This window comes from Anabaena sp. CA = ATCC 33047 (assembly GCF_963870205.1).
Taxonomy (GTDB): domain Bacteria; phylum Cyanobacteriota; class Cyanobacteriia; order Cyanobacteriales; family Nostocaceae; genus Trichormus.
In genome coordinates this window covers 305232-327931 of record NZ_CAWMSA010000056.1, presented here as the reverse complement: position 1 = coordinate 327931, position 22700 = coordinate 305232, and the positions used below count along the sequence as shown (strand labels likewise).

Genomic DNA, 22700 nt, shown 5'->3' with positions numbered 1-22700 from the left:
CTAACATCATATCAAAAAAGTTTTGAGCGTAGCCTTGAGATTTAATTTACCCGCTTATCCACTTCAAACCAAATTAAACTCTCACATTATCAGCAAAGCGGATTTTTAGATAGTCTTCTTCCATCTTTGCACCTGCGGGTTGGAGTGCAGCCAGGGCTTGCGGTAATACGAGATTCCGGCGATGGTTGCCGATAGTAATATTTAATTCGTCCGCACTTTTGCTGAGTTGAATTTGATTTTTAGGAATACCCGGCAAGTACAATTCTAAGCTGTATTGATTGTCTTCTTGCACTACTCTGACAGTAGTTTCTTTGTAATATACTTGAGTCGGGTCTTCATCTTTGTAGAGTGTTTCTTTTAAACGCTCTAACGCTGCTAAACCACACATTTCTTCAGAAAATAGTGGTACTTCCTTCACAGGTAGAGGATGAAAGTTTTCGTGGATTTCTTGACGATATTCTTCTTGATTTTGTTTCCAACGCTGGAAAAATGGATCTTCCACTTCTCGCGGAATAATTCGATTTGCCACTACTAAATCTGTGGCAACATTATATAAACTTAAATAAGCATGAGCGCGTAAGGATTCTTTAATCACCATTTTCTCTGGATTGGTGACTAAACGAACTGAAGTCTGAGTGTTATCTGTTAACACTTTTTCCAAAGCTTCAATTTGTTCATAAAATTCATAAGGCGCATCCATCACTTCTTTATCTGGCAAGGAAAACCCCGCAATGGGTTTAAAAATCGGTTCAACCAGAGGACGCAGTGCGACGGAGATGTTTTGAAATGGTTTGTAAAAACGCCGCATATACCAGCCACCAACTTCTGGTAAACTTAAAAGCCTTAATGCTGTACCAGTGGGTGCAGAGTCAATAATCAAAACATCATATTCGCCTTCATCATAATGGCGTTTCATTCTTACTAAGCCAAAAATTTCATCCATCCCTGGTAAGATGGCTAATTCTTCTGCTTGTACTCCCTCTAAACCCCTAGCTTGTAAAACTTGGGTGATGTAACGCTTCACAGCACCCCAGTTTCCTTCTAGTTCTTGCAGTGCATCGAGTTCTGCACCCCATAAATTAGGGCGAACTTGTCGCGGTGCGTGTCCTAATTCTAAATCAAAACTGTCTGCTAATGAGTGGGCAGGGTCTGTACTCAAAACCAGTGTACGATATCCTAATTCCGCACAACGGAGTCCAGTTGCAGCAGCAACTGAGGTTTTACCCACGCCGCCTTTTCCTGTCATTAAAATTACTCGCATGGATGATTATGCCCTGCCTGAGATTTGTTTACATTTATTTACGCTATTTCTATTATCGATGGTTTATGGGGAATGGGGAATGGGGCATCAATCAATTCAAAATTCTCTCATTCAAAATTGAATAACTTTTTCTTCCCCTGTTTCCTCCGCTTCCTCTCCATTCTCTACTCCCTGGTTCCTTGTAATAGTTGATCTAGTTTGGTTTCGATTTCTGAGAGTTTGTTAAGAATTGTTGGGCGATCGCCATCTCCAGATAGCAACAGGTTATATATCCCTTCTTGTACTTTTGTGAGTTTTTCGATGGCTTTTTGCAGTTGGAGCATTCCTTCTCGCAGTTCTTGGCGTTCCTCTCTTGCGTCGGCTATTTCGTCTAGCATGGCTTGGACTGTTTTGGCGTTAGCTTCTATTAGTTGTTTGAGTTCTTTATCTGCCATTGCGATCGCTCTTTTGGTTTGAGTATGTTATTTGTGGGTGAGGTAGGGGAGGTTTTTAAACGCAGAGGTACGCGGAGGTAAACGCGGAGGTACGCGGAGGGTTTACTGTGGTTTTATGGGCATTATATGTTGTTTTAAGACATCTATTTTTGAACAATGCCAGTAATCAATGTGTGAAATAATTAGGTTATCTGGGTTCAGTTTTAGTTCACTCCAGCCTGAAATGGCTATGCGCGGTTTCCACGGTAGGGGTGTGTTCCAACTGAGTGTCCATTCTGTTTTGATTGTGTTTCCGATGTTTTGAATGTTATGTAAGTCCATCCGGCAGTTGATAAACCATGTTTGGATGAATTTGATCATTTGTTTATAGCGTTCAACTCCGCGAAAATTATTAAGCGGATCTTGAAAGTAAACGTCATCAGCGTAAATGCTATAGGTTTGATTATCTGGAAATCTTTGATAATCTGCTTTTAGTATGGCGATGATATCCATTTAGTTATACTTCGTTCCATAGGCGTTCTAGTTGTTTTTGCCATGCGGCTAAAACTTCTTCTCTGGCTTCTGCTGTTTGGTTAATTTCTCCTAACAATCCTTCGGCGTAGAATCTTTCTAGGCTTTGCATTGTGGTTTGTAGAGATTGTCCTTGTTGTTTGGCTGCTTGAACAATTTGTCTGATGCGGTTCTCTACTAGGCGATTGAAGACTTCGTTTAAACCAGCTTCTTGTAAAGATATCAGACGGGCGATCGCACTACTTAAGTCGGCACTCACTAAACTACCGCTATTATGTTGATACACTCCCCAAATCACGCCGTCATACAAAGCGTAACGTACTTCTTGGGTGTCATCAAAGTTGGCTTCTAAAAACTGTGTTAAAAATGGTTGGGCTTCTGTCGCTGGCATAATTGGCAGTAATACTCGCAGCCAAGTTTGATCTTCTGACAGCAGTACCAATAGTCTGAATGTCGCTGTGTCTATTTGCCACGAGCCGGGTGCAATGGCTTGTAAATTGTCTGCACCAAATAAGTCTGTTAAAGTCCCCGCAATTTCTTCCGGTGTCATAGTCTTAATTGCACTTTACACTCTAGCCTAGCGTTTTTAGGGTGGCGTTGCTGAGTGATGCCTGATTTTTGCCTCCTGTTCATCTAGGCAGATAGTTTGATTTGTATTGCTTGATGACGTTGTTGTAAATTATACATTTTATTAAATAGATGCCAGCAATATTCTTCTGGTAGTCCGCAGGTAATAGCACCTCTGAGAACTACGTTAAAATACCAGTCATTAGGTGCTGCTTCTTCTTTTAATTTATTGACGGCTACATAAGTACGCACATTTTTATATACTTGCTCTTGGCAGTGAATATCTACTAATTCATGGCGGTATAATCCTTGGGCGACACCTTCACGTTGATCTAAATATTCGCTCAGTCGCCAGGGTAGCTCATATAGTACACCGTTAACGCTAGTTTGCGGATCTGGTACTACATCTAAAACGCCGCATTTACGCGCGGGAGAAATTAGATAAAATCCTAGCCGATAACCTTTTAAAACTCCAGGGCTAATTACGTAAGGGTGCGTGTTTTCTCCGAGCGATCGCTTCAAATCTACAGGACACATACAAGAGCCAAAGGCAAAATAGTAGAATGTCGGCTCTTTTTGTAGCTTTTGTTGCAATTCTAACTCTGACTTTGCAGGATTATGGGATTGCACCCAGATGTGGTGTTGATGTCCGCTTTGATGACTCATCTATCCCTAGACGTATGCACTACTAGCGAAATTTTACTATACAATTTTCCTAAATACAACTATATCCCGATAGGTAAACTGTAGTTTATAGTTGGAAAAAAATTTCTGCATTTAAAATGAGATTGGTTTGTAGTAAGGACTTTAGTCCTGAGAAAATAAGGACTAAAGTCCTTACTACGAACTGAACGTCTTTATCGAGCAGTGCTAATGAGTTGATTCCAAGCTTCAACTATTGTCTGTAAATTCTGCGGTAAACTGTTTTGTGAAATATCGTTGTACTCCACTGTACCCTGACGGCTAGTTAGAGTATGACTAATATAATCAGCAGCACCCCTAGATGCTGGGTAACGGAGATTATTGAAATTAGCAAATCTATAGCGTTGTAATAATTGCTGAAATCGTGCGACATTTGGGCGAGAAATTCGGCGCACACTACGCTCAGAATCATTAGCATCACCAACACGCACCCGAATTAACAGCCCATCATTACGTAATATTGTTTCGTAAGTTCTACCCGCAAAGCCACCACTAGAAATATCCCGAAATACTACACCTTGATCTAAAGGTGGTGGTAATTCATTGGCAGGAATACGTACTGGTTTAATATCCCTATTTCCGATAGTACCACCATCTTGACTCAGCTTAATTCGAGAACCGTTTTCATCTGTCAAAAATACCCAAGTTTGATTACCAGCAGCTACATTGACTTGCCAACCAGAAACTACAATTTGATCGCAAGCGTTAGGAAAGGTAACATTATCGCAACCATCAGCCCAATCTGTACGTTTAAAGTCTACAATTCTCAGACTTCTCATTGGTAATCTCGATACTTTTCTAGCTTCTTTTAAAACGGCATTTCTTACCCTTCGAGGCAATTGGCTAATATTAATCGTGCTAGCTTTTTCATTTAACCTAATTACTGAACCTGTTTCATTGGTGTGATAAACCCATCTTTGCTGACGATATTTCACTGTAACTCGCCAACCGGGAACTAATGCTTGAGTACAGAGTTCTTCAGGTTTTTGCAGGTTTAAACAACCATTGCGCCAAGTCTGTTGACTATAGTCAGAAATTTCCAGGTTTCTGCGAGGAATTCCGGCGCGACGAGAGACATCTTGCAGTACAGCGTTAGCTACACTCTGAGGTAAGCGATTTGATTTTTTATTACCTTTGACAAGTTGATTTGGTGTCTGTGCCGAATAGTCAGGAGATAAGGCAGTAGCATTTTCGCTGAATATAAAACCACTACTAACAGACAAAATACCAGTCAAAATTGCAGCAGTAATAATTCTAGCTTGTTGAGGGTGGCGATAAATTGACAGCATAATTTTTCAGATAACAATCTGATGTAAATTGATAAAATCTATAGCTATTTAATGGTAACAAAATATGGTTTTGTCCCCAATGTAAGCTAGGTGTGTTGATTTTTTATCTGTCTTTTGAAGCAGATGTGAAAATAGACGTTGATTTACCGTTTGTTTGTTCCGAAAGTATTGGTATATAAATTGTGTAGGTTGGTAGGAGCAGGTTTAAGGAGTAAATCTGTAGGTAGATTAACTGATTAATAAAACCGCCCGTACAGCAGTAGGGATTTAGCCATGCTAAACCCTGACTTATAATCAAGCATAAATAAAGTTTCTTTAAATTTTTAACATTAATAATCAATAATTGTTACTCTGCCGATAAATGAGCTATCAAGCAACTTATAGCTGCTTGTAGCGTCATGTTTCATGGTTGATGTATTTGCTGGCTAGAGCAATTTATGAATAGATTTCTCAAGTGGTGTGTGGAGTGTTGTTTACAAAATAGTTACCGAAAAAGTAAGCAGACATGGTTGGCTGTGATGCTGGTTTTGAGTGTGGTAGCTACGGTGATGTTATCATTTCCTGTTAACGCTCAAATTACTGCAAACCCATCTTTGGCATCGGAATTAAGGGGAGTGTGGTTAACTAATATTGATAGCGATGTGTTGTTTGAGCGCGATCGCCTGAAAAAAGCTTTACAAAAACTCGATGCTCTCAACTTCAATACAGTATATCCTGCCGTGTGGAATTGGGGATATACACTATACCCCAGCAAAGTCGCAGCTAGAGTCATTGGTAAATCCCTTGACCCCACTCCAGGGTTACAGGGGCGTGATATGCTCAAAGAAATTGTCACCGAGGGACATAAACAAGGCTTAACTGTAATTCCTTGGTTTGAATTTGGCTTTATGGCTCCGGCTGATTCTTTACTGGCGAAACGTCGTCCCCAATGGTTGACAAATCGCTATGATGGCACTCGCATCGTTAAAGAAGGAACCCATGACAGGGTGTGGTTAAGTCCCTTTCGTCCCGATGTGCAACGATTCATCCAAGATTTAATTGTAGAAATCGTTAAAAACTACGACGTTGACGGTATCCAATTTGATGACCATTTTGGCTTACCCTCAGAATTAGGCTATGATGCCTACACTGTAGCATTATACAAAAAAGAACATCGGGGACAAGCACCTTCTAAAAATCCTAAAGATCCCGAATGGGTGCGGTGGAGAGCTAACAAAATTACTGAGTTCATGAAGCGGGTATTTACAGCGATTAAAGCTGCAAACAAAGATTGTATAGTTTCCGTTGCACCGAATCCGCAGCGTTTTTCTTATGAATACTTTTTAGCAGATTGGCAACGCTGGGAACGCATGGGATTGATTGAGGATTTAGTTTTGCAAGTGTATCGGGATGATCTCAATGTGTTTGTGAATGAATTAGAGTATCCAGAAGTCAAAGCAGCGAAGTCACATATTCCTGTGAGTGTTGGGATTTTGGCTGGTTTGAAAAATCGAGCCGTACCCATGCAACAGATTCAAACCCAAGTCGAAAAAGTACGCGATCGCAATTTTGCGGGAGTTTCTTTCTTCTTCTATGAAACCCTGTGGAACTTAACTAAAGAACAACCCCAAGAACGTCAGACAGGTTTTCAAAACATTTTTTCTACACCAGCCAATTATCCCAATTTATTGACAGGCTGGAAACCATAAAATTGTAGAGACGTTGCATGCAACGTCTCTACAAAATTTTGAATTTTGAATTTTGTAGGCGCAGCCTTCCCGCAGGGTATTTTGAATTTTGAATTGATATTACCCGCCTATTCCTAATCTTCCCGCCAAACCGGGGGTTAATGGTAACAGGGTAGTAATCATCAAGAACAACACCAATAAACCTAAAGCGGCTCTTGCATCATCGGGTTCGGTGATTTCGTTTAAACTAGGGCGTTCTGAATCCCTTTGTAAAAATACAATCACAATTGCCCAATACATCGCCAGAGCATTGCCAAGGGCTACCAAAACTAGAAGAATTAAAGTGGCGATAGTGGCTCTACTGGCGGTTTTTCTGCCATAAATTGCTTGTACAATTCTGCCACCGTCTAATTGTCCGGCTGGCATTAAGTTTAACGCAGTAATTACCAAACCTAACCAACCAATCACCACCAGAGGATGCACATTCACTAAAGGTGATTGTAACGCTGAACCGAGAACAACCCGCGCCAAGCTACCGACTAAAATTGAACCTTGGAAAAATTGATTGGGTAGCTGAAATAAACTACCTTGGTGGGAAAGTAGTAAACCAGCAATCAGCATTAGCAAAGACACCGCACCGCCAGCCACAGGCCCCGCTACAGCAATGTCAAATAATGCGGTACGATTAGGTAACAGCGACTCAAAACGGGTGATTGCACCAAAAGAGCCTATCTGTACAGCCGGTAAAAAGAAAGGCCAGCTAAGACGCACTTGATAGCGTCGCGCTAGTAACCAATGTCCGATTTCGTGGGCTATCAAAATTGCAAAGATACCCAAACCGATGGGTAAAGTCTCTTGTAACCGTGATGGAGTGCCAATTAAATCAAAATTGAGTAATAATCCCGCCGTTTCTAGGCTCGTGGCAATAGTTGCTATGCCCAAGATACCTGCAAAAGCTTTTTGTGCTAGCGTCGTTGGGCGTGGTTCGCTGCTGCTAGGTAAAACAATGACAACGGGCTTACCGTCTGTATTTTCTACTAAAAACAAGCGATATTTATCACTTAGTTTCTCTTTTAAACTAGCAGTCAGACGACTGTGGACTTCTTGGGGTTCGCCGCGTAGATTACCTTTAAAAATCGCACCTTCTTGGTAGGCAATGGTTTCTGTGGCGAAAAATGTGTCAATCCCAAAGATGCTTTTAATCAAGCTCAAATCTTCTTCAGGAATTGGCATGATTTCCACAACAACTGCTGGTTGTGGGGCATTTTCTGATGGTTGAGCCGATTCTTCAGCCAGCCTTTGGGTTGCTCGTTGCTTGAGGATGGCATCTTGCCCAGCCCCTCGCAACTGTCTGCCTAAATAGATATACAATCCAGCCGAACCGACCACTAAGAACAAGATACCAACTATATTGATGTAAATTCCGGCGGCAAACAACCCGAAGAATAATAGCCAAGGAGCCATTAAAACCACCGACTGCAACCAGGCCAAGATTCCCAGTTTACCAAAAGGTCTGGCGCGATAAAAGCCCCAACCCAAAATGGCGCAAGCTACGAGTAAAATTATCCCAAGTATGGGAGTCTCTGAGGAAGTAAACATTTCCAAACCCTTCACTGTGAAAGACTAAGCCCGAATTAGTCCGGTGTTATAGATACATTACTAATCTATAACGTGGGCTGTAGTCTGCCCAAGGAGATTGGGGACTGGGGACTGGGTAAAAGTTTTTCTTCCTCCACTCCTCCGCTCCCTCTGCTCCTCCGCTCCTTCATCCCCTACACTCTAAGATGGAGATTTCAACTTTAAGCATTAACAGATGCTTTCAGTGCTGCATTCTCAATCAGAATAGGTGGGCATTGTCAACAATCTAAAAATCATTGTTTGAATAAATCTCCAACAATGCCCACCCTACAAAATTTGTCATGCTGCTCGATTATTTTTTATAGCTAGCGATCGCCGCTTTGAGATTACCTTGGTGTTCTGCTAATAGCTGATTACCTGCATCTTTATCTAAACCAGTCCAGTGCATTAATAAAGCGAGTTTGACCCATTTACCACTACGTTCTAATAAATAATTAGATGCTTCTCGACTTAAACCGGTGAGGTCTTGTAAAATGCGTAAAGCGCGATCGCGTAACTTTTGATTTGTTACCGCCACATCCACCATGCGATTACCGTAAACTTTACCCAGTTGCACCATTACCCCAGTAGACAGGATATTTAAAGTCAACTTGGTAGCTGTTCCGGCTTTCAGACGGGTAGAACCTGCTAACACCTCCGGCCCAGTTAACAGCCTAATATCAATATCAGCAGAAAAACTGACTTGTTCAGCAGGAACACAAGCAATGAAAATTGTCAATGCCCCTCGTTGACGAGCAGCATTGAGCGCACCGTGAACAAAAGGAGTTGTGCCACCGGCAGTAATGCCCACGACTACATCTAACTGGGTGATCTGATGATGAGCGATCGCACTTTCGCCATCAGTCGCCCGGTCTTCTAAATCCTCAGAACTGCGTACCAAAGCCCCCGCACCCCCGGCGATAATTCCCTGTACCAACTCAGGGGGTGTGCAGAAAGTCGGGGGACACTCAGCCGCATCTAATACCCCCAACCTACCGCTAGTGCCAGCACCAACATAAAACAAGCGTCCGCCTTGGCGTAAACGTTCTGCTGTGCGTTCAATTGCTGCTGCTATTTCCACCTTAGCCCCAGCCACCGCCGCCACTGCCTGATGGTCTTCACTATTAAACAGTTCTACCAACTGCAAACAACTGAGTTGGTCTAAGTTGAGACTTAAAGGATTCACCTGTTCAGTCAACAAATGCCCGCGTTCCTGCAAATTTGTCATTGATACTAGCCTGTGCGTCTGTGGTTTATTTGTCCTTAACTATGGACTATTGACTAAAGGACTAAGTTACAACAATCCTTCTAATTTGCGCCGAATATTTTCGAGTTCAGCCGCAGAAAATTCTGGTTCTTCTGCCGGTGGCACATCATAACCATCGTAACTACCATCGCCAGTATCATCATATTCGCCATCAACTTGCCAGTCAGTTTCATCCACATTCAATTCTGGAGGAACCACCAAATCACTGTTTTCTGGGACAATTTCCCAATCATAACCAGCACTTTCGCAAAACTCCTTAATTTCCTCAGCGTCGATAGCTTCGACGGTAGGCGTGGGGAAATCTTGAGCTTCCAGCATTAAAGCAAAACGCAGGGCATCATCCTCAGATTCAAACATGAGTATTTTATTGCGATCGCCGACGCGTATCGTATGAATACCCTCATTTTCTGTATTAGCGTTAAAAATTAAAACAAAAACCCGCATTGGCGTAATCATCTGTCCTTTTTGTTCTGAGGTCTATCTATTAATTATTAAAGTTCTAGACCGTGTACCTGGGAAAGTTACAGCAATAATTCTCACTTTAATTCACATTCTTGGGAATTGGGCATGGGGACAAATCAATTCAAAATTCACGCATACCCTACGGGTAGGCTCACGCCATCGTCAGAGAAGCAAGCTACAAAATTCTTGCATTACAGAATTCCTTCCCCTGCCTCCCCTGCTCCTCTGCTCCCCTGCTCCTCTGCTCCCTGATCACATTAACTCGAATGCCAAAAGCTGAGATTGGTTTGTATCCTGGTATTGGCATAGTAATATTGCCCATAATGCTATGTGACCACCACATTCAGCAAAAACAAGTGAGACCTCATGATTAAGTCTTCTGATCAAGATAATCAGTCCCCTAACAATGACCGCAAGCGTTTCTGGTTGCTGATGCTCAAACGTGGTGGTATCACCCTAGGAGGAATTTTGCTTCTGGGTTTAATCGCTGGTGCTTGGCGGTTGCGGATTTTTGTCCAAAAAGAATTAACACCCTTAGCCGAAACAAGTCTCACCAATACACTCAACCGTCCTGTCAAACTGGGAAAAGTCACAAAATTCTCCCTCACAGGAGTCACGTTTGCGGCTTCGGCTATCCCCGCCACACCCACAGATCCCGATAGGGTAGAAGTTGAGGCGGTAGAAGTAGGTTTTAATCCATTACAGTTAATTTTTAATCGCCAGCTAAAGCTAGACGTTACCTTAGTCAACCCCGATGCTTACATTGAACAGGATGAGCAAGGACGTTGGATTACTACAACTTTAGCACCACCGGGAAAAACCGGAGCGATTAAGACCGATTTAAATACCTTGCGTGTTCGTAACGGTAATCTGGTACTCTTACCCCAGAACAGGGTAAACACAGTAGACAATATTTCCCCAGTCTCCAATCCCCAATCCCCAATCCCCATATCCTTCTCCCAACTCGCGGGTTCTGCTCAATTACTCGAAAACAACCAACTGATTAAATTCTCACTCCAGGGTGAAGCAGATAGTGGTGGCAGAATTTCCCTTGGGGGTGATGTCCGTCCTCAGACTTTGGCGGCTAATCTGCAAGTGCAAGCACAAGCAATTTTGGCTAGTAATATTACCCGTCTGGTGAAGTTGCCATTGGATTTACAAGCTGGTCGAGTTAGTGGCAATTTGCAAATACAGCTAGCACCAGAACAGCAACCTTTGATATACGGTAGTGCTAACTTAGATCAGGTGAGTCTGCAAATTCCCCGCACACCCCAACTATTCACCAATACCCAAGGTAATATTTACTTCCGGGGAACCGCGATTAACCTGGAAAATGTCAATACTAACTATGGCAAAATTCCTGTAGTAGCGGCGGGGGTGATTGACAGTAAAACTGGCTATAAGCTAGCTGGACGGGTGAATACGGTAAGTGTCGCTGATGCCCAAGAAACTCTGAAATTACAATTGCCGGTACCTGTATCTGGACAGTTACAAGCCCAATTGCAAATGGTAGGGGCAACAACTGAGCCTATCCTCTCCGGTACTGTTACCACTGTCCAACCTGCCCAAATTGATAAAGTTAATTTTAAAAGTGTTAGTAGTAAGTTTGAGTTTTCACCTACTGAGGCGTTAGTTACTTTAACAGACGTTCAGGGGACAACGACCTTCGGCAGCAAGATTGCGGGGGGTGGTACGATCCAGTTGGGAGATAATGCCCAATTGAATTTGAATTTCTCTGCTAATAATGTTGCTGGGGATGCGATCGCTCAACTCTATAATCCCAATATTCCTGTGAAAATTGGCACTGTCTCCGCTACCGCCCAAGTAACTGGCGCACCCACAAATGTCCAGACTTTAGTTAAGTTTCAAGCTCCTGGGGCTACCTATTCTACTACGGGTGAAGTTATAGTTAGTGCTAATCGTAACGTCAATTTCCGCAATGTAGTAGCGCGGGTAGCTGGTGGCACGGTGCGGGGTTATGGTAGCTTTGTCAATCAACGTTGGCAAGCGGTGGCGCAAGCTTCAGACGTAAATTTAGCGGTGTTTGTTAACCCGAATCAACTGCAAAATATTTCTTTGACAGGGGCAAAATTAAACGGTCGTTTCACTGTGACGGGGACGGCTGAACCGTTTGCCATTGCCAAGATTCGCTCCGAGGGGGCAGGGGTACAGATTGGCGGTGGTAGAATTGCGATCGCCGACATCGAACTACAAGACCAAAATTTCGCCGCCCGTCTAGTTGCTAACAATGTCCGTTTAGCAAACATCGTCAAAAATGCCCCCCCAGCTTTGGCTAATCCTGTAGATGGTACTTTCCAAGTCGCAGGCAACAGAGAAAATTTCAGTTTACAAACTCTACAAGCTATCGGCCAAGCAACTCTCAAGGTGGCAAGAGGTACTGTCACCGCCGCTAATATCCAAATCGCTAACGGTCGTTATCAAGCCCAAGTCCAAGCTAACAATGTGCCTGTACAACGTTTAGCAAATGTGCCATATCAAGGTAACTTAACCGGACAATTAGATGTAGTCGGTGCGGTGGATGCGTTGACTCCTCAAGCTATCCAAGCTACTGGTCAAGCTAGACTCAATGTTGGTAATGGTACTATCACCGCCGCTAATATCCAAATCGTTAACGGTCGTTATCAAGCCCAAGTCCAAGCTAACAATGTGCCTGTACAACGTTTAGCAAATGTGCCATATCAAGGTAACTTAACCGGACAATTGGATGTAGTCGGTGCGGTGGATGAGTTGACTCCTCAAACTATCCAAGCTACTGGTCAAGCTAGACTCAATGTGGGTAATGGTACTATCACCGCCGCTAATATCCAACTAGCTAACGGTCGCTATCAAGCCCAAGTCCAAGCTAACAATGTGCCTGTACAACGTTTAGCAAATGTCCCGCCGCAGTTTCAAGGTAACTTAACCGGTCAATTAAATGTCGCCGGTGCGGTGGATGCTTTGAGTCTGCAAACTATCCAAGCTACTGGTCAAGCTAGGCTGAATGCGGCTAATGGTACCGTCACCGCCGCTAATATCCAAATCGCTAACGGTCGCTATCAAGCCCAAGTCCAAGCTAACAATTTTCCTGTACAACGTTTAGCTGCTGTCCCGCCGCAGTTTCAAGGTAACTTAACCGGTCAATTAAATGTCGCCGGTGGGGTTAATTCTCTTAGTCCCCAAAGCATCCAAGCCAGTGGTCAAGCAAGTCTGAATTTAGCTGGCGGTAACGTCACACTTTCTAACATTCAACTGGCTAATGGTCGCTATCAAGCCCTAATTGCTGCCTCTGGTGTGCAACTAAATCGTTTTAATCAACAGTTGCGGGGACAGTTGGGCGGAGAGTTGCAAGTTGCAGGGAATTTGGCATCGACGAGATTAGCTGATATCAAAGCGGCTGGTCAGGTGCAGTTATCCCAAGGACTACCGGGAATTGAACGACCTCTGACTGCTGCCCTGGCTTGGAATGGGGAGAGGTTGACAATTGCACAAGCTTCTGGTAAAGGTATAAATATAAGTGGGAATATCTTGGCTAATGCTACACAGCCGGGAATTCCACAGATTACCGCCTTAAATCTGAACGTCCAAGCCCAAGATTTCAACCTGCAACAGTTACCTGTGACTTTACCTAATCAGGTAGATGTGAAAGGAAAAGTAGATTTTGATGGGCGGATAACTGGCAAGTTACCGTTACCAAATATAGCCGGGCAGATGGCGTTAAAAGATTTAGTGGTGCAGGGTATTGCTTTTGAACCGTTGTTAACTGGTAGTGTGCAGTCAGGACAAGGGTTAAATTTAGATTTGCGAGGGGATAGCGATCGCATTGCCTTAAATTTGAATGCCAATAATCGCCCGGAATCCTTCCTAGTGCAACGTCAGCAAGCCCTTGCACAAGGTCAAGTCCGGGGGAATGACTGGACGGTGAAGGTAGCGAACTTCCCCTTACAAATTTTGAACTTGTCACCACCGCCAAATCTGCGTTTAGGTGCGGGGAAAGTTGCCGGATTGTTAACGGGGGATTTGCAATTTAATCAACGCACTTATGCCAGCACCGGAAATATTGCGATCGCCAATCCCACCATTGGACGCATTCAAGGCGACCAATTAACAGCACAGTTCCGCTACAATAACGGTACTGCCACCCTAGGCAGTGGTGGATTTATCAAAGGTAACAGTCGTTATACCCTAGCGGGAACCTTTGCTCAGACTCCTCAAGGCCCCCAAGTCAAAGGTAAACTCAACGTTAATCAAGGCAACATTCAAGATGTGCTAACCGTAGCGCAGATATTTGAACTCCAAGATTTGCAAGGCAATGCTGCCAAACCAAATTATGGAAACGCCGAGGATTTGATCACCTATCCCCAAGGTTTACCGAATCTTCCCTTACTTGACCAAATGAAGCGACTCGCGGAAATTGAGGCTTTACTAGCAGCAGAAGAACAACAGCGTAATGCTTCACCCATACCAGATTTAGCCAATTTACAGGGAACCTTTAGCGGAGAAGTAGCTGTAGATACCACCACCCCCCAAGGGCTAGCAGTACAATTCAACTTGGATGGTCAAAACTTTACTTGGGGTAAAGACACCCAACCAAATCGTTTTTATCAAGCCGACAGAATCATTGCAGAAGGTAGTTTTACTAATGGCGTTTTGCAGTTACGACCTTTACGGATTTCATTGCAAGATAGCCTTGTAGCTTTCGCCGGCAACATAGGCGGTGAAGACCAATCTGGACAGTTGCGTGTGAGTAATGTTCCTCTCCAGCTATTGAATAATTTTGTTAACCTTCCCATTGGTGTTACAGGTAATCTTAGCGGGACAGCAGCTTTAGCGGGTAGTATTGCCAACCCCCAAAGCAGAGGCGAATTGCAAATTACCAACGGTAGTCTCAACCAGAAGCCGATACAGTCAGCCAACGCCAGTTTTAGTTATGCTAATGGTCGCTTAAACTTTAATAGTACCGTAGCCGTAGCGGCACCGGAACCTGTCAACATTAACGGTAGTATACCTTATCAGTTGCCGTTTGCTAGCGTCGCTCCCGATAGCAACCAAATCAGTTTGGATGTGCAAGTTGAGAATGAAGGATTAGCACTGTTAAACCTATTAACTCAGCAAGTAACCTTTGAAGCAGGTAAAGGTAAAGTCAACTTAACTGTGGAAGGAACCACACAAAAACCCATCGTCAACGGTATCGCCACTGTCCAGGATGCTACTTTTTCGGCGCAAGCTTTACCAGAAGGAAAATTAAGAGATGTTACGGGTAGAGTACAGTTTGATTTTGACCGGATATTAGTAGAAAATGTGCAAGGTAAATTTAGCCGAGGACAAGTAACAGCCAGTGGAGAAATTCCCATCTTTAACAACGACCTGACAATTAACAATCCTCTGACAGTTAACCTTGATCAATTAGCGTTGAAACTCAAGGGATTGTATCAAGGCGGCGCGAGTGGGAATTTATTAATTACAGGTTCAGCTTTAAATCCAGCCGTGGGTGGTAAGGTGAGTTTGTATGATGGTCAAGTATTGCTGGCAGAATCTACCAATAACGATTCCACATTAACGAGTGATGTCAATATATCATTGCCAACACAGAACAAACAAAATAAACAGGTTGTCAGTGATGAGAGTGCGATCGCTCGGTTTAATGACTTAGAATTAGAATTAGGTAAAAACGTCGAAATTACCCGACCACCTATTTTAAGCTTCCGCGCTACAGGTGATCTCACCGTTAACGGTACATTTGCCGATCCCATCCCCGTGGGAATTATCCGCTTAAGAGATGGCGGCGTGAATTTGTTCACCACCCAGTTTAAACTAGCTCGTGGTGCGGAACAAACCGCCACCTTTAGAGCCAGTCAACCCCGTGACCCTGATTTAGATGTCCAGCTATTTGCTAAAGTTTTAGATGTAGTCCAAAACAGCAACTTTAGCGATAGCCGACTCACTCCTACAGGTTTAGCAGCATTAGAGAATGTGCGAGTGGAAGCAATTGTTAATGGCCCTGCTAGCAGACTCAACGAAAGTTTAGAATTAAGAAGTTCTCCATCCCGCAGTGAAACCGAAATTGTCGCCTTATTAGGTGGTGGATTTGTTGACACCCAAGGACGTGCTGATAGTACCCTAGGTTTAATTAATATCGCAGGTTCAGCCGTCTTGAATAACTTTCAGTCTGCATTTAGTCAGATTGGCGGTGCTTTCGGTTTGAGTGAATTAAGGATATTTCCCACTGTCATTTCTGATAATCCCGAAGCCGGTAAAAGCACTTCTAGCATTGAATTAGCAGCAGAAGCAGGAGTTGATATTTCCAACAAGTTTTCTCTTTCCGCTATCAAGATTTTAACAGCGAGTGACCCCTTCCAGTGGGGGATTAATTATCGTATTAACGATAAATTCCGCGTCCGTGCTTCGACTAATTTAGAAGACGATAGTCGCGCTGTGTTTGAGTTTCAAACACGGTTTTGATTTGGGGAATGGAGAAAGCGGAGGAAGCAGGGGAGCAGCACTTATTAGGGTGCGTCAGATGTTGAAAATCTGTGATTTTTGACCCAATTATCGCTGCTGACGCACCCTACACGAGACTTTGATTATGACACTTGCGTAAGTCCTATTTATCAATAATTGCTATGAGAGTGTAAGGACTGAAGTCCTTACTACAAACTGATTTTTGCGGCACTAATTGCGATTAATCTGAATTAACTCAGTTAAAATGCTATCTAAACTCCCATTAACTTGGATTTTTTCAATTTTCTCCGCAATTCTTTCTAATACCTCCAATTCTTTCAACCGCAACGCTACAGGGTTATCTTCCATCACCTTGGCAGTATTCAACATACTGCGAGTAGCTGCTGTTTCTTCCCGGCGACGCACTACGTTTGCTTGGGCGGCTTTTTCCGCTTCTACAACTTTGCTTAAGATGGTTCTAATTTCACCAGGGAGAATGATATCTTTCACCCCAACGGAATCTACTTCTATGCCATAGTCGGCAGTTTTCTGTCTGATGTATTCAAAAATACTCTGGTCTATCGCGCCTTTATCCTCCAACAAAGCATCTAAGGTTCTTTCACCGACAGCACCACGCAAAGCAAACTGTAATTCTTTGTATAGGTAGCCAGTGATATCCGCTAACCCATTCTTAGCTTTGAGAGGATCAAGAATACGGAAACCAGCCGTTAAGTTTAACCGCAATGGGACTTTATCTTGAGACAGGATATCTTGTCCTGAGACTTCTAGAGTTTGCTGACGCAAGTCAAAAACTGGTGTTTGGATAGCACATCCAAACAACCACCAAGCGTGTTTTCCTGGTTGCAGTTGGGTTTGAAATTCTTGATTAATGTATAGTAAGCCAATGTACTGGGTGGGTACTTCGCAAATATGCAAAAAACGGCAACTCAAAGCTGAAGTCTCTGGTAAACCTGAGACTAACTCTGCAACTAAGCGAGATGGTAATTTAGCATCAGTGCTGATGTCAATGACTTCCACAGCCACACCCCGCCAAAATAGCTGACGACTGCATGGCGGTAAAATCGAGATGACTTTACCTTGATAGCGCGCGATCGCTACCTGTTGATTTTGTAATTGTACAATCTCACAGTACGCCGCCACAAACTCAGGATGTCGCTCAATCAGTACATCTTCCAAGGGAAAATCAGGATTAGGGATAATTCGGCTGAGAGTTCTCACAGAAACATCTCTATTAACCGCCCAGAAAGCATATTCCCCCGGTTCTAAGGGACGCACAAAATTATTCTGTACATACAGCAACCCAATTTCATACTCAGAAATTTGGAAAGTCTTGATACCATTCAAAATCATTCCCCGAATTTGCTGCACAAATTCAGTCGGTATTTCCCAACTTTCATCTAAGTTGAAAACATGAGCTTCCACCTCAATAAAACCACGCCAAAAAGCCACTAATTTATTTGGTGCAACACGTACCCAATTTTGACCACAGCGCACTAAAGCCGCTTGATTAAAAGCAGTACGTACTACTAACAGATATTTCTGTAAATCTGCACTGTGATTTTTCAGCAACAATTCTAAGTTTTCAATCTTAGCTTCTGGTTGATTCAAGTCATAAGATTTTACTTGCCAATGTCTACCAAAATAACTGTAAGTCCCTGGCGGCAAAATTTGTTTAAAATCACTGCGATGGTATAGAATACAGATTTCATTAGGCTTAATGTAAAACGTTTTCCACATAAAATTTATCATTTGTTTGTAGTGAGGACTTCAGTCCTCCCCAAGAGAAGTGAATAGCCTTTTCATCATTATATGCTACATATACTACATGATATTTTAAAACTCTGCAAATGTAGGTGTTTACAGTTCAGTTGCGGGCGAATTGCGTCTCCAAAACTGGATTAAGAGGAGTGCGATCGCCTCTAGAATACCCAAAGGACATCCAGAAACAAACAACACACCTCAGATAAGCCGTTCGATTTGCCATTTACATCTGGAAACCGAAGGGACATACTCAAGTGAGGGAGAAGACAACCGCGCTGGCTTCGTCACTGCTACCACTGGTAAGCCAGTAGTAAGCCTACATAGCAGAGTTATTACTAAAGTTACATTGGCTACCATGAAAGGGTAGTGTCCTTAAACCCGGACAGGGTTGGTGGAAAGTACAGGAATCGAACCTGTTACAAATCGATCCTCAGTCGATCGCTCTACCAATTGAGCTAACTCCCCGGTGTTATCCAACACCGATTCAGTAGTCACAGATAGCTTTGCGGAATACGCTCAATCCAGAGGTTGGCGCACCAGTTGGGTGTATAGAACCCACACTATAGCGATGCTGTATTACTACTTGTTACTTAATGTAGCACAAAAATCTTTGAAGCGGTAGTCCTCAGATGATGTCTTCTCAAAGCCTGATTAAACCACAATGTAGAGACGTTGCATGCAACGTCTCTACATTTATGTTTCTACATTTGTACAAGAGAAGTTGGTGAATGTGTAGCATATTAGTAGGGTGCGTCAGATATCAAAAATACGTTTATTGACAGCATTTTTACAGTCTGACGCACCCTACAAGACATTTGTATGTGATACTTGTGTAGATAAACAAAATTCTGGATAAACCCGCCTCAATTTTGCGCCTTGACAAACATCTCGGAACAATTAAACGAGACTATCTCCCCCTGGTTGACTAATAACTAAACGTAAAACTGATAGGGCTAAAATTATCAAAAACAGCACTAAACCAATAGTACAAGCATAGGTAATTTCCAAATTACTAAATGCTTGCTCATAGAGATAATAAACAATAGTTTTGGAACTATTAAGCGGCCCTCCTTGAGTCATGATATAAACTTCTTCAAATACCTTAGTGGCAGAAATCGCCGAAATTACAGCGACTAATGCTAAATAAGGCTTCATTAAAGGTACAGTTATATCCCAATGTTTGCGAATACCATCAGAGCCATCAATAGCGGCAGCTTCATACACATCAGCCGGAATTGATTGCAACCCAGCCAAATAAATCACCATATAATAACCGAGTCCTTTCCAGATAGTAACAGCCATGACACTGGCTAAAGAAATCGGCACAATTCCCAAAAGTTTCGCGGAACTGGTAAGCCAGGGAATACCATCTGGAAACAAACCCAGCATTTTTAAAAGCTGATTTAATAAACCATTTTCTGCATACAACCACCGCCAAGCTATCCCCGCCACTACCATAGAAATCACCACTGGCGTATAGTATGCGGCTCTAAACCAAGTAATTCCTCGTAATTTTTGATTGACTAAAATTGCTAATCCTAAAGGCACAATGACTAAAATTGGTACGACACCGACAAGATAAAGAAAGGTGTTTTCTAAAGTTTTCCAAAAAACCGCATCTTGCCACAACCGTAGAAAGTTTTTCATCCCTATCCATTGCGGTGGTAAGCTAAGGTCTTCGTAGCTGGTAAAACTGAGATAAAATGCTTGAATTGCCGGCCAAAATACGGTTAAGCCGAGAAGTGTTAAGGCTGGGAGTAAAAATAGATAAGGTGTGAGTTTTTGTTTAATTATTATCCAATCTTTAACTGTTAATTGTTTCATAAACATATTTTTATTCCCTAACCAGCTAATTAATATTACTTGACAAATGATTGATCAAGTACACATCAAATTGTAGGGTACGTTAGCAAAGAGGATGACACGAGATAATTTATACAACGGAAACCTGGAAATTCTGATGTAATACAAGCAAATCAAATTTAAAACGATGTAATTATTTTTACTACAAAAATTCTTTCAGTTCGGAAGACTCCAGAGGCAGGGAAAGGTGAGAGAATGGGAAAGTCAGGAAATTAATATACATTTTGGTTAAGAGAAGATTATAAAAACTACCACTTTTGATTAAAATAAGATGAGAAAACATACTGACTTAAGCTTGTATAACTCCACTCTTTCAAAATCAGAATTGATAGGAGAGCCGTTGCATATTCCCAAAAGTCTTAAAATCGGTGACAGAGTTGTGATTCTCAGTCCAGCATACGTAGCGGGAAAGTTTGGCGTGATTTGTGGACGGGAAACACTCGCAGATGGTCGATCAAGCAACCGTTGGCTCATCCAAGTAGAGACGGACAATATAGTGGTGTCGTTAAACTTGCAGGAATTTCAAGTTATTAGTCAGTAGTCATTAGTCATTGGTAAAAGTTTTTCTCCCCTGCTCCCTCTGCTCCTCCGCTCCTCCGCTCCCTCCGCTCCCTCTGCTCCCCCTGCTTTCCCTAAACCTCTGTCAGTTTTGTGTAGAAATTTAAACAGCATTATGCTAGTCAAGATGTCAATGCGCGAGTATAAAAGAAAGACACAAGTAAAACTTTGTACTGTAGATTGACAGAAAACTAACATGGCAAATCGCTCGTCGCGCAAGCTAACGCCAAACTCTTCTGGCGATAATCAGCCTACTGTTGGTGTTGTTCAGGGTGTTTCTTCTCGGCCTGCATCCCGACAAAAAAAAGGGAGTAAGCTGTCTTCAATTATAGCGATCGCCATTTTACTCACTGGTGCTGGGTTAGTTCTCTCTTTTAGTTGGGTGGGTGTGATGTTAATTTTCAACCCCCAAGAGGTGGTTTGGCTCAATAGTTTTTTACCAGAGTGGGCGAAAATTGACCTAAATCACAGCGAACACCCGCAAACTCTCCAGCAAATTCGGGATAGTTTGACTAATCAACAGCAAATCATCGGCGAAATTATAGCTTTAGATGATGAAAAAAATTCTTTTTTACTCCCGGTGTTGCGTCAACGTCCTAACTGTCAATCTGATTGTCAAGAAGTTGTAGAACTCAGGGTCTATCATTTAGAAGATTTATCCTACAAAGCCCAGCCTGAAAAATTCTATCGTTTAACTGAGCAACTACCGATAACTGGACTAGAAGAATCTTTTGTGCTTGCTCCCCTAGCTGATAGTACATCAGAAAATCAAGAATTTACTGACCTGTTACCTTTGACTGAAATACAACGCTATGAAGGTAAAACCCCTGGTAAGGGTGTTTGGTTTTATTTACAGGGTAAGCGTCAACAAGGAACTCATGCGATCGCCTACGGTTATGTTGTCTACTACAATCCAGACCGGGCTAACCTACAACAAATGCTATCTTGGACGAGTCCTAACGGTCAATTACCCAAATGGCAGCAGGTAACTGGTGGTGGTGAGCAAGAGTTAATCGTTGATCAAACTGTAGGTTTAGAACCACAGTTACAGGTGTATCAAGTCAAAACTGTGAAGTTATACCTCAAACCCCTGCAACTAGAACAAATTACCCTCAAAACATCAGCCATCAAAGATTATGCTTATCAAAATGCTCTGATAATTGCCCGCAGTGGTTTGTGGACACCTGCTTATGAATGGTTACAATTTATCAAAAAACAGCGCAAAGGTGTTTTACCAGCCGCAGCACAAGCACAACTTGATTTGATTCGGTTACACGCTCAACTCAGTAAAACCCAAGCTGATAAAACTTGGGCAAGTCCAGGTCAACAAGTGCTAGCAGATTTAATTGATGGACGTTGGCAAAAAGCTTTACAGGTGTTTGAAGCTTCACCCCAAAACGCTCAAGAAATTGCTAACCTGTTAAAAGCTGACAAAGGTCGGCTTTGGAATCGTGTAGTAGCTGCACTCAAAGTTAACCCCTATAGACCAGAAGTTCAAGCTTGGGGTGCGCTGATTTTAGCAGTTCAACAGGGAGAAGACCGCGCTAATTCTTGGTTACAAGAGCAACGTAGCATCCAAAGAGCAACGATTACTAATATTCAAGATTTATTTAAACAACTCAACCCCAGAGTCACCGCGAGTCAAACGGAATAGGGACTGGGTGTATATGTAGAGACGTTGTATGCAACGTCTCTACATATCGATGTCAATAGTTGTGATTTTGAAAAATCAAAATACTTTTACCACTGATGTACATTTTGCGGAATAAGTGGTAAAATGATATACAATTTTCAGAAAATATTGATAATTTGATGTAGCGATCGCCTGAATGTTTAACCAGCATTGCCTAATGTTGCTGAGTTGAAATCAGTGCTTGACTTAATGTACAGTCGCAATCAGATAGGCGATCGCTCTAAATTTGGGTTACTGTTCTTCAGTAGTTGCTAAACGTTGTTCTTTCAGGTTTTGCAATTGTGCTAACAGAGAGTCTACCTCAGCTTGTAAGGTCATCAATTTGACTTGTTGAGCGTCTTGATAACAAGTCTTAGCTAGTTCGCGTACTCGGATAGTTTGGGAGTCGCGTTCAGAAACAGTAGATAATACAGTGGTCATCGCTAATTTAATTCTACAACTCAACTCACACCTTTGGTAAATTTTATAATAAAGCAACTTTAAGCTTTGTTAAATGATTGTATCGTTTCAATCATTTAGTTTAATAGGTTACGGTGTGTATCATAAGTGAAGACGATTTAATTATCTTTGTTCCAGAAAGATAAAACATT

17 protein-coding genes and 1 tRNA gene are annotated in these 22700 nt (G+C 42.5%); 5 read left to right on the top strand and 13 right to left on the bottom strand.

Features of this window, described 5'->3' with window-relative positions; translation table 11 throughout:
* Positions 1-73: 73 nt before the first annotated feature.
* The 6 genes from AACS98_RS17995 to AACS98_RS17970 form a co-directional block, all read right to left on the bottom strand.
* Positions 74-1261 (bottom strand): TRC40/GET3/ArsA family transport-energizing ATPase, encoded by a 1188-nt coding sequence (locus AACS98_RS17995; RefSeq protein ID WP_066382308.1) that lies wholly within the window; start codon positions 1259-1261, stop codon positions 74-76.
* 164 nt (positions 1262-1425) lie between these two features.
* Positions 1426-1695 carry a hypothetical protein gene (locus AACS98_RS17990; protein ID WP_066382306.1) on the bottom strand — a complete coding sequence of 90 codons (270 nt, stop codon included), beginning with the start codon at positions 1693-1695 and terminating at the stop codon, positions 1426-1428.
* 102 nt (positions 1696-1797) lie between these two features.
* Positions 1798-2187 carry a DUF2358 domain-containing protein gene (locus tag AACS98_RS17985; protein ID WP_066382303.1) on the bottom strand — a complete coding sequence of 130 codons (390 nt, stop codon included), beginning with the start codon at positions 2185-2187 and terminating at the stop codon, positions 1798-1800.
* Positions 2188-2191: 4 nt separating this feature from the next.
* Positions 2192-2755: a leucine zipper domain-containing protein gene (locus tag AACS98_RS17980; protein WP_066382301.1), complete on the bottom strand. Its 564-nt coding sequence runs from the start codon at positions 2753-2755 to the stop codon at positions 2192-2194.
* Between the two features lie 83 nt (positions 2756-2838).
* Positions 2839-3438 carry a gamma-glutamylcyclotransferase gene (locus AACS98_RS17975; protein ID WP_066382299.1) on the bottom strand — a complete coding sequence of 200 codons (600 nt, stop codon included), beginning with the start codon at positions 3436-3438 and terminating at the stop codon, positions 2839-2841.
* A 191-nt stretch (positions 3439-3629) separates the two neighbouring features.
* The gene (locus tag AACS98_RS17970; protein WP_066382297.1) at positions 3630-4763 is read right to left on the bottom strand and encodes a hypothetical protein; all 1134 of its coding nucleotides are present in this window, start codon (positions 4761-4763) and stop codon (positions 3630-3632) included.
* Between the two features lie 437 nt (positions 4764-5200).
* Here AACS98_RS17970 and AACS98_RS17965 point away from each other — a divergent pair, with 437 nt between their 5' ends.
* Positions 5201-6451, top strand: coding sequence for a glycoside hydrolase family 10 protein (locus AACS98_RS17965; RefSeq protein ID WP_066382295.1), 1251 nt, complete (start codon positions 5201-5203; stop codon positions 6449-6451).
* A gap of 99 nt (positions 6452-6550) precedes the next feature.
* Here the strand turns inward: AACS98_RS17965 and AACS98_RS17960 are convergent, their stop codons facing one another.
* From AACS98_RS17960 to AACS98_RS17950, 3 genes are all read right to left on the bottom strand, one after another.
* On the bottom strand, positions 6551-8029 hold the full coding sequence (locus tag AACS98_RS17960) for a site-2 protease family protein (protein WP_066382398.1): 1479 nt from the start codon (positions 8027-8029) through the stop codon (positions 6551-6553).
* Between the two features lie 331 nt (positions 8030-8360).
* Positions 8361-9275, bottom strand: a complete 915-nt coding sequence (murQ, locus tag AACS98_RS17955) for an N-acetylmuramic acid 6-phosphate etherase (protein ID WP_066382294.1) — start codon at positions 9273-9275, stop codon at positions 8361-8363.
* Between the two features lie 66 nt (positions 9276-9341).
* The gene (locus AACS98_RS17950; protein WP_066382293.1) at positions 9342-9770 is read right to left on the bottom strand and encodes a DUF3110 domain-containing protein; all 429 of its coding nucleotides are present in this window, start codon (positions 9768-9770) and stop codon (positions 9342-9344) included.
* 372 nt (positions 9771-10142) lie between these two features.
* On the opposite strand from AACS98_RS17950, the gene AACS98_RS17945 reads away from it, so the two are divergent.
* A complete protein-coding gene (locus tag AACS98_RS17945) occupies positions 10143-16235 on the top strand; it encodes a translocation/assembly module TamB domain-containing protein (RefSeq protein WP_066382292.1) in 6093 nt (2030 codons plus the stop codon).
* Positions 16236-16445: 210 nt separating this feature from the next.
* On the opposite strand, the gene AACS98_RS17940 is transcribed toward AACS98_RS17945, so the two are convergent.
* On the bottom strand, positions 16446-17972 hold the full coding sequence (locus AACS98_RS17940) for a slipin family protein (protein ID WP_066382288.1): 1527 nt from the start codon (positions 17970-17972) through the stop codon (positions 16446-16448).
* A 142-nt stretch (positions 17973-18114) separates the two neighbouring features.
* Here AACS98_RS17940 and AACS98_RS17935 point away from each other — a divergent pair, with 142 nt between their 5' ends.
* The gene (locus AACS98_RS17935; protein WP_156481583.1) at positions 18115-18363 is read left to right on the top strand and encodes a hypothetical protein; all 249 of its coding nucleotides are present in this window, start codon (positions 18115-18117) and stop codon (positions 18361-18363) included.
* Positions 18364-18385: 22 nt separating this feature from the next.
* On the opposite strand, the gene AACS98_RS17930 is transcribed toward AACS98_RS17935, so the two are convergent.
* Both AACS98_RS17930 and AACS98_RS17920 read right to left on the bottom strand, forming a co-directional pair.
* Positions 18386-18461: transfer RNA gene (locus AACS98_RS17930), tRNA-Leu, on the bottom strand.
* A gap of 432 nt (positions 18462-18893) precedes the next feature.
* Complete coding sequence (locus tag AACS98_RS17920; protein ID WP_066382396.1) at positions 18894-19820, bottom strand: carbohydrate ABC transporter permease; 927 nt, start codon at positions 19818-19820, stop codon at positions 18894-18896.
* Positions 19821-20130: 310 nt separating this feature from the next.
* On the opposite strand from AACS98_RS17920, the gene AACS98_RS17915 reads away from it, so the two are divergent.
* Together AACS98_RS17915 and AACS98_RS17910 are read left to right on the top strand one after the other, a co-directional pair.
* Positions 20131-20400 (top strand): hypothetical protein, encoded by a 270-nt coding sequence (locus tag AACS98_RS17915; protein WP_339373719.1) that lies wholly within the window; start codon positions 20131-20133, stop codon positions 20398-20400.
* 213 nt (positions 20401-20613) lie between these two features.
* Positions 20614-22071: a hypothetical protein gene (locus AACS98_RS17910; RefSeq protein WP_066382286.1), complete on the top strand. Its 1458-nt coding sequence runs from the start codon at positions 20614-20616 to the stop codon at positions 22069-22071.
* Between the two features lie 270 nt (positions 22072-22341).
* Here the strand turns inward: AACS98_RS17910 and AACS98_RS17905 are convergent, their stop codons facing one another.
* The gene (locus AACS98_RS17905; RefSeq protein ID WP_066382280.1) at positions 22342-22530 is read right to left on the bottom strand and encodes a hypothetical protein; all 189 of its coding nucleotides are present in this window, start codon (positions 22528-22530) and stop codon (positions 22342-22344) included.
* Positions 22531-22700 lie beyond the last annotated feature (170 nt).

Coding starts and splice junctions, on each gene's coding strand:
- AACS98_RS17905 (WP_066382280.1), bottom strand. CDS start 22,530: ATGACCACTGTATTATCTACTGTTTCTGAACGCGACTCCCAAACTATC.
- AACS98_RS17985 (WP_066382303.1), bottom strand. CDS start 2,187: ATGGATATCATCGCCATACTAAAAGCAGATTATCAAAGATTTCCAGAT.
- AACS98_RS17945 (WP_066382292.1), top strand. CDS start 10,143: ATGATTAAGTCTTCTGATCAAGATAATCAGTCCCCTAACAATGACCGC.
- AACS98_RS17910 (WP_066382286.1), top strand. CDS start 20,614: ATGGCAAATCGCTCGTCGCGCAAGCTAACGCCAAACTCTTCTGGCGAT.
- AACS98_RS17995 (WP_066382308.1), bottom strand. CDS start 1,261: ATGCGAGTAATTTTAATGACAGGAAAAGGCGGCGTGGGTAAAACCTCA.
- AACS98_RS17915 (WP_339373719.1), top strand. CDS start 20,131: ATGAGAAAACATACTGACTTAAGCTTGTATAACTCCACTCTTTCAAAA.
- AACS98_RS17920 (WP_066382396.1), bottom strand. CDS start 19,820: ATGAAACAATTAACAGTTAAAGATTGGATAATAATTAAACAAAAACTC.
- AACS98_RS17970 (WP_066382297.1), bottom strand. CDS start 4,763: ATGCTGTCAATTTATCGCCACCCTCAACAAGCTAGAATTATTACTGCT.
- AACS98_RS17990 (WP_066382306.1), bottom strand. CDS start 1,695: ATGGCAGATAAAGAACTCAAACAACTAATAGAAGCTAACGCCAAAACA.
- AACS98_RS17980 (WP_066382301.1), bottom strand. CDS start 2,755: ATGACACCGGAAGAAATTGCGGGGACTTTAACAGACTTATTTGGTGCA.
- AACS98_RS17960 (WP_066382398.1), bottom strand. CDS start 8,029: ATGTTTACTTCCTCAGAGACTCCCATACTTGGGATAATTTTACTCGTA.
- AACS98_RS17940 (WP_066382288.1), bottom strand. CDS start 17,972: ATGTGGAAAACGTTTTACATTAAGCCTAATGAAATCTGTATTCTATAC.
- AACS98_RS17950 (WP_066382293.1), bottom strand. CDS start 9,770: ATGATTACGCCAATGCGGGTTTTTGTTTTAATTTTTAACGCTAATACA.
- murQ (WP_066382294.1), bottom strand. CDS start 9,275: ATGACAAATTTGCAGGAACGCGGGCATTTGTTGACTGAACAGGTGAAT.
- AACS98_RS17965 (WP_066382295.1), top strand. CDS start 5,201: ATGAATAGATTTCTCAAGTGGTGTGTGGAGTGTTGTTTACAAAATAGT.
- AACS98_RS17975 (WP_066382299.1), bottom strand. CDS start 3,438: ATGAGTCATCAAAGCGGACATCAACACCACATCTGGGTGCAATCCCAT.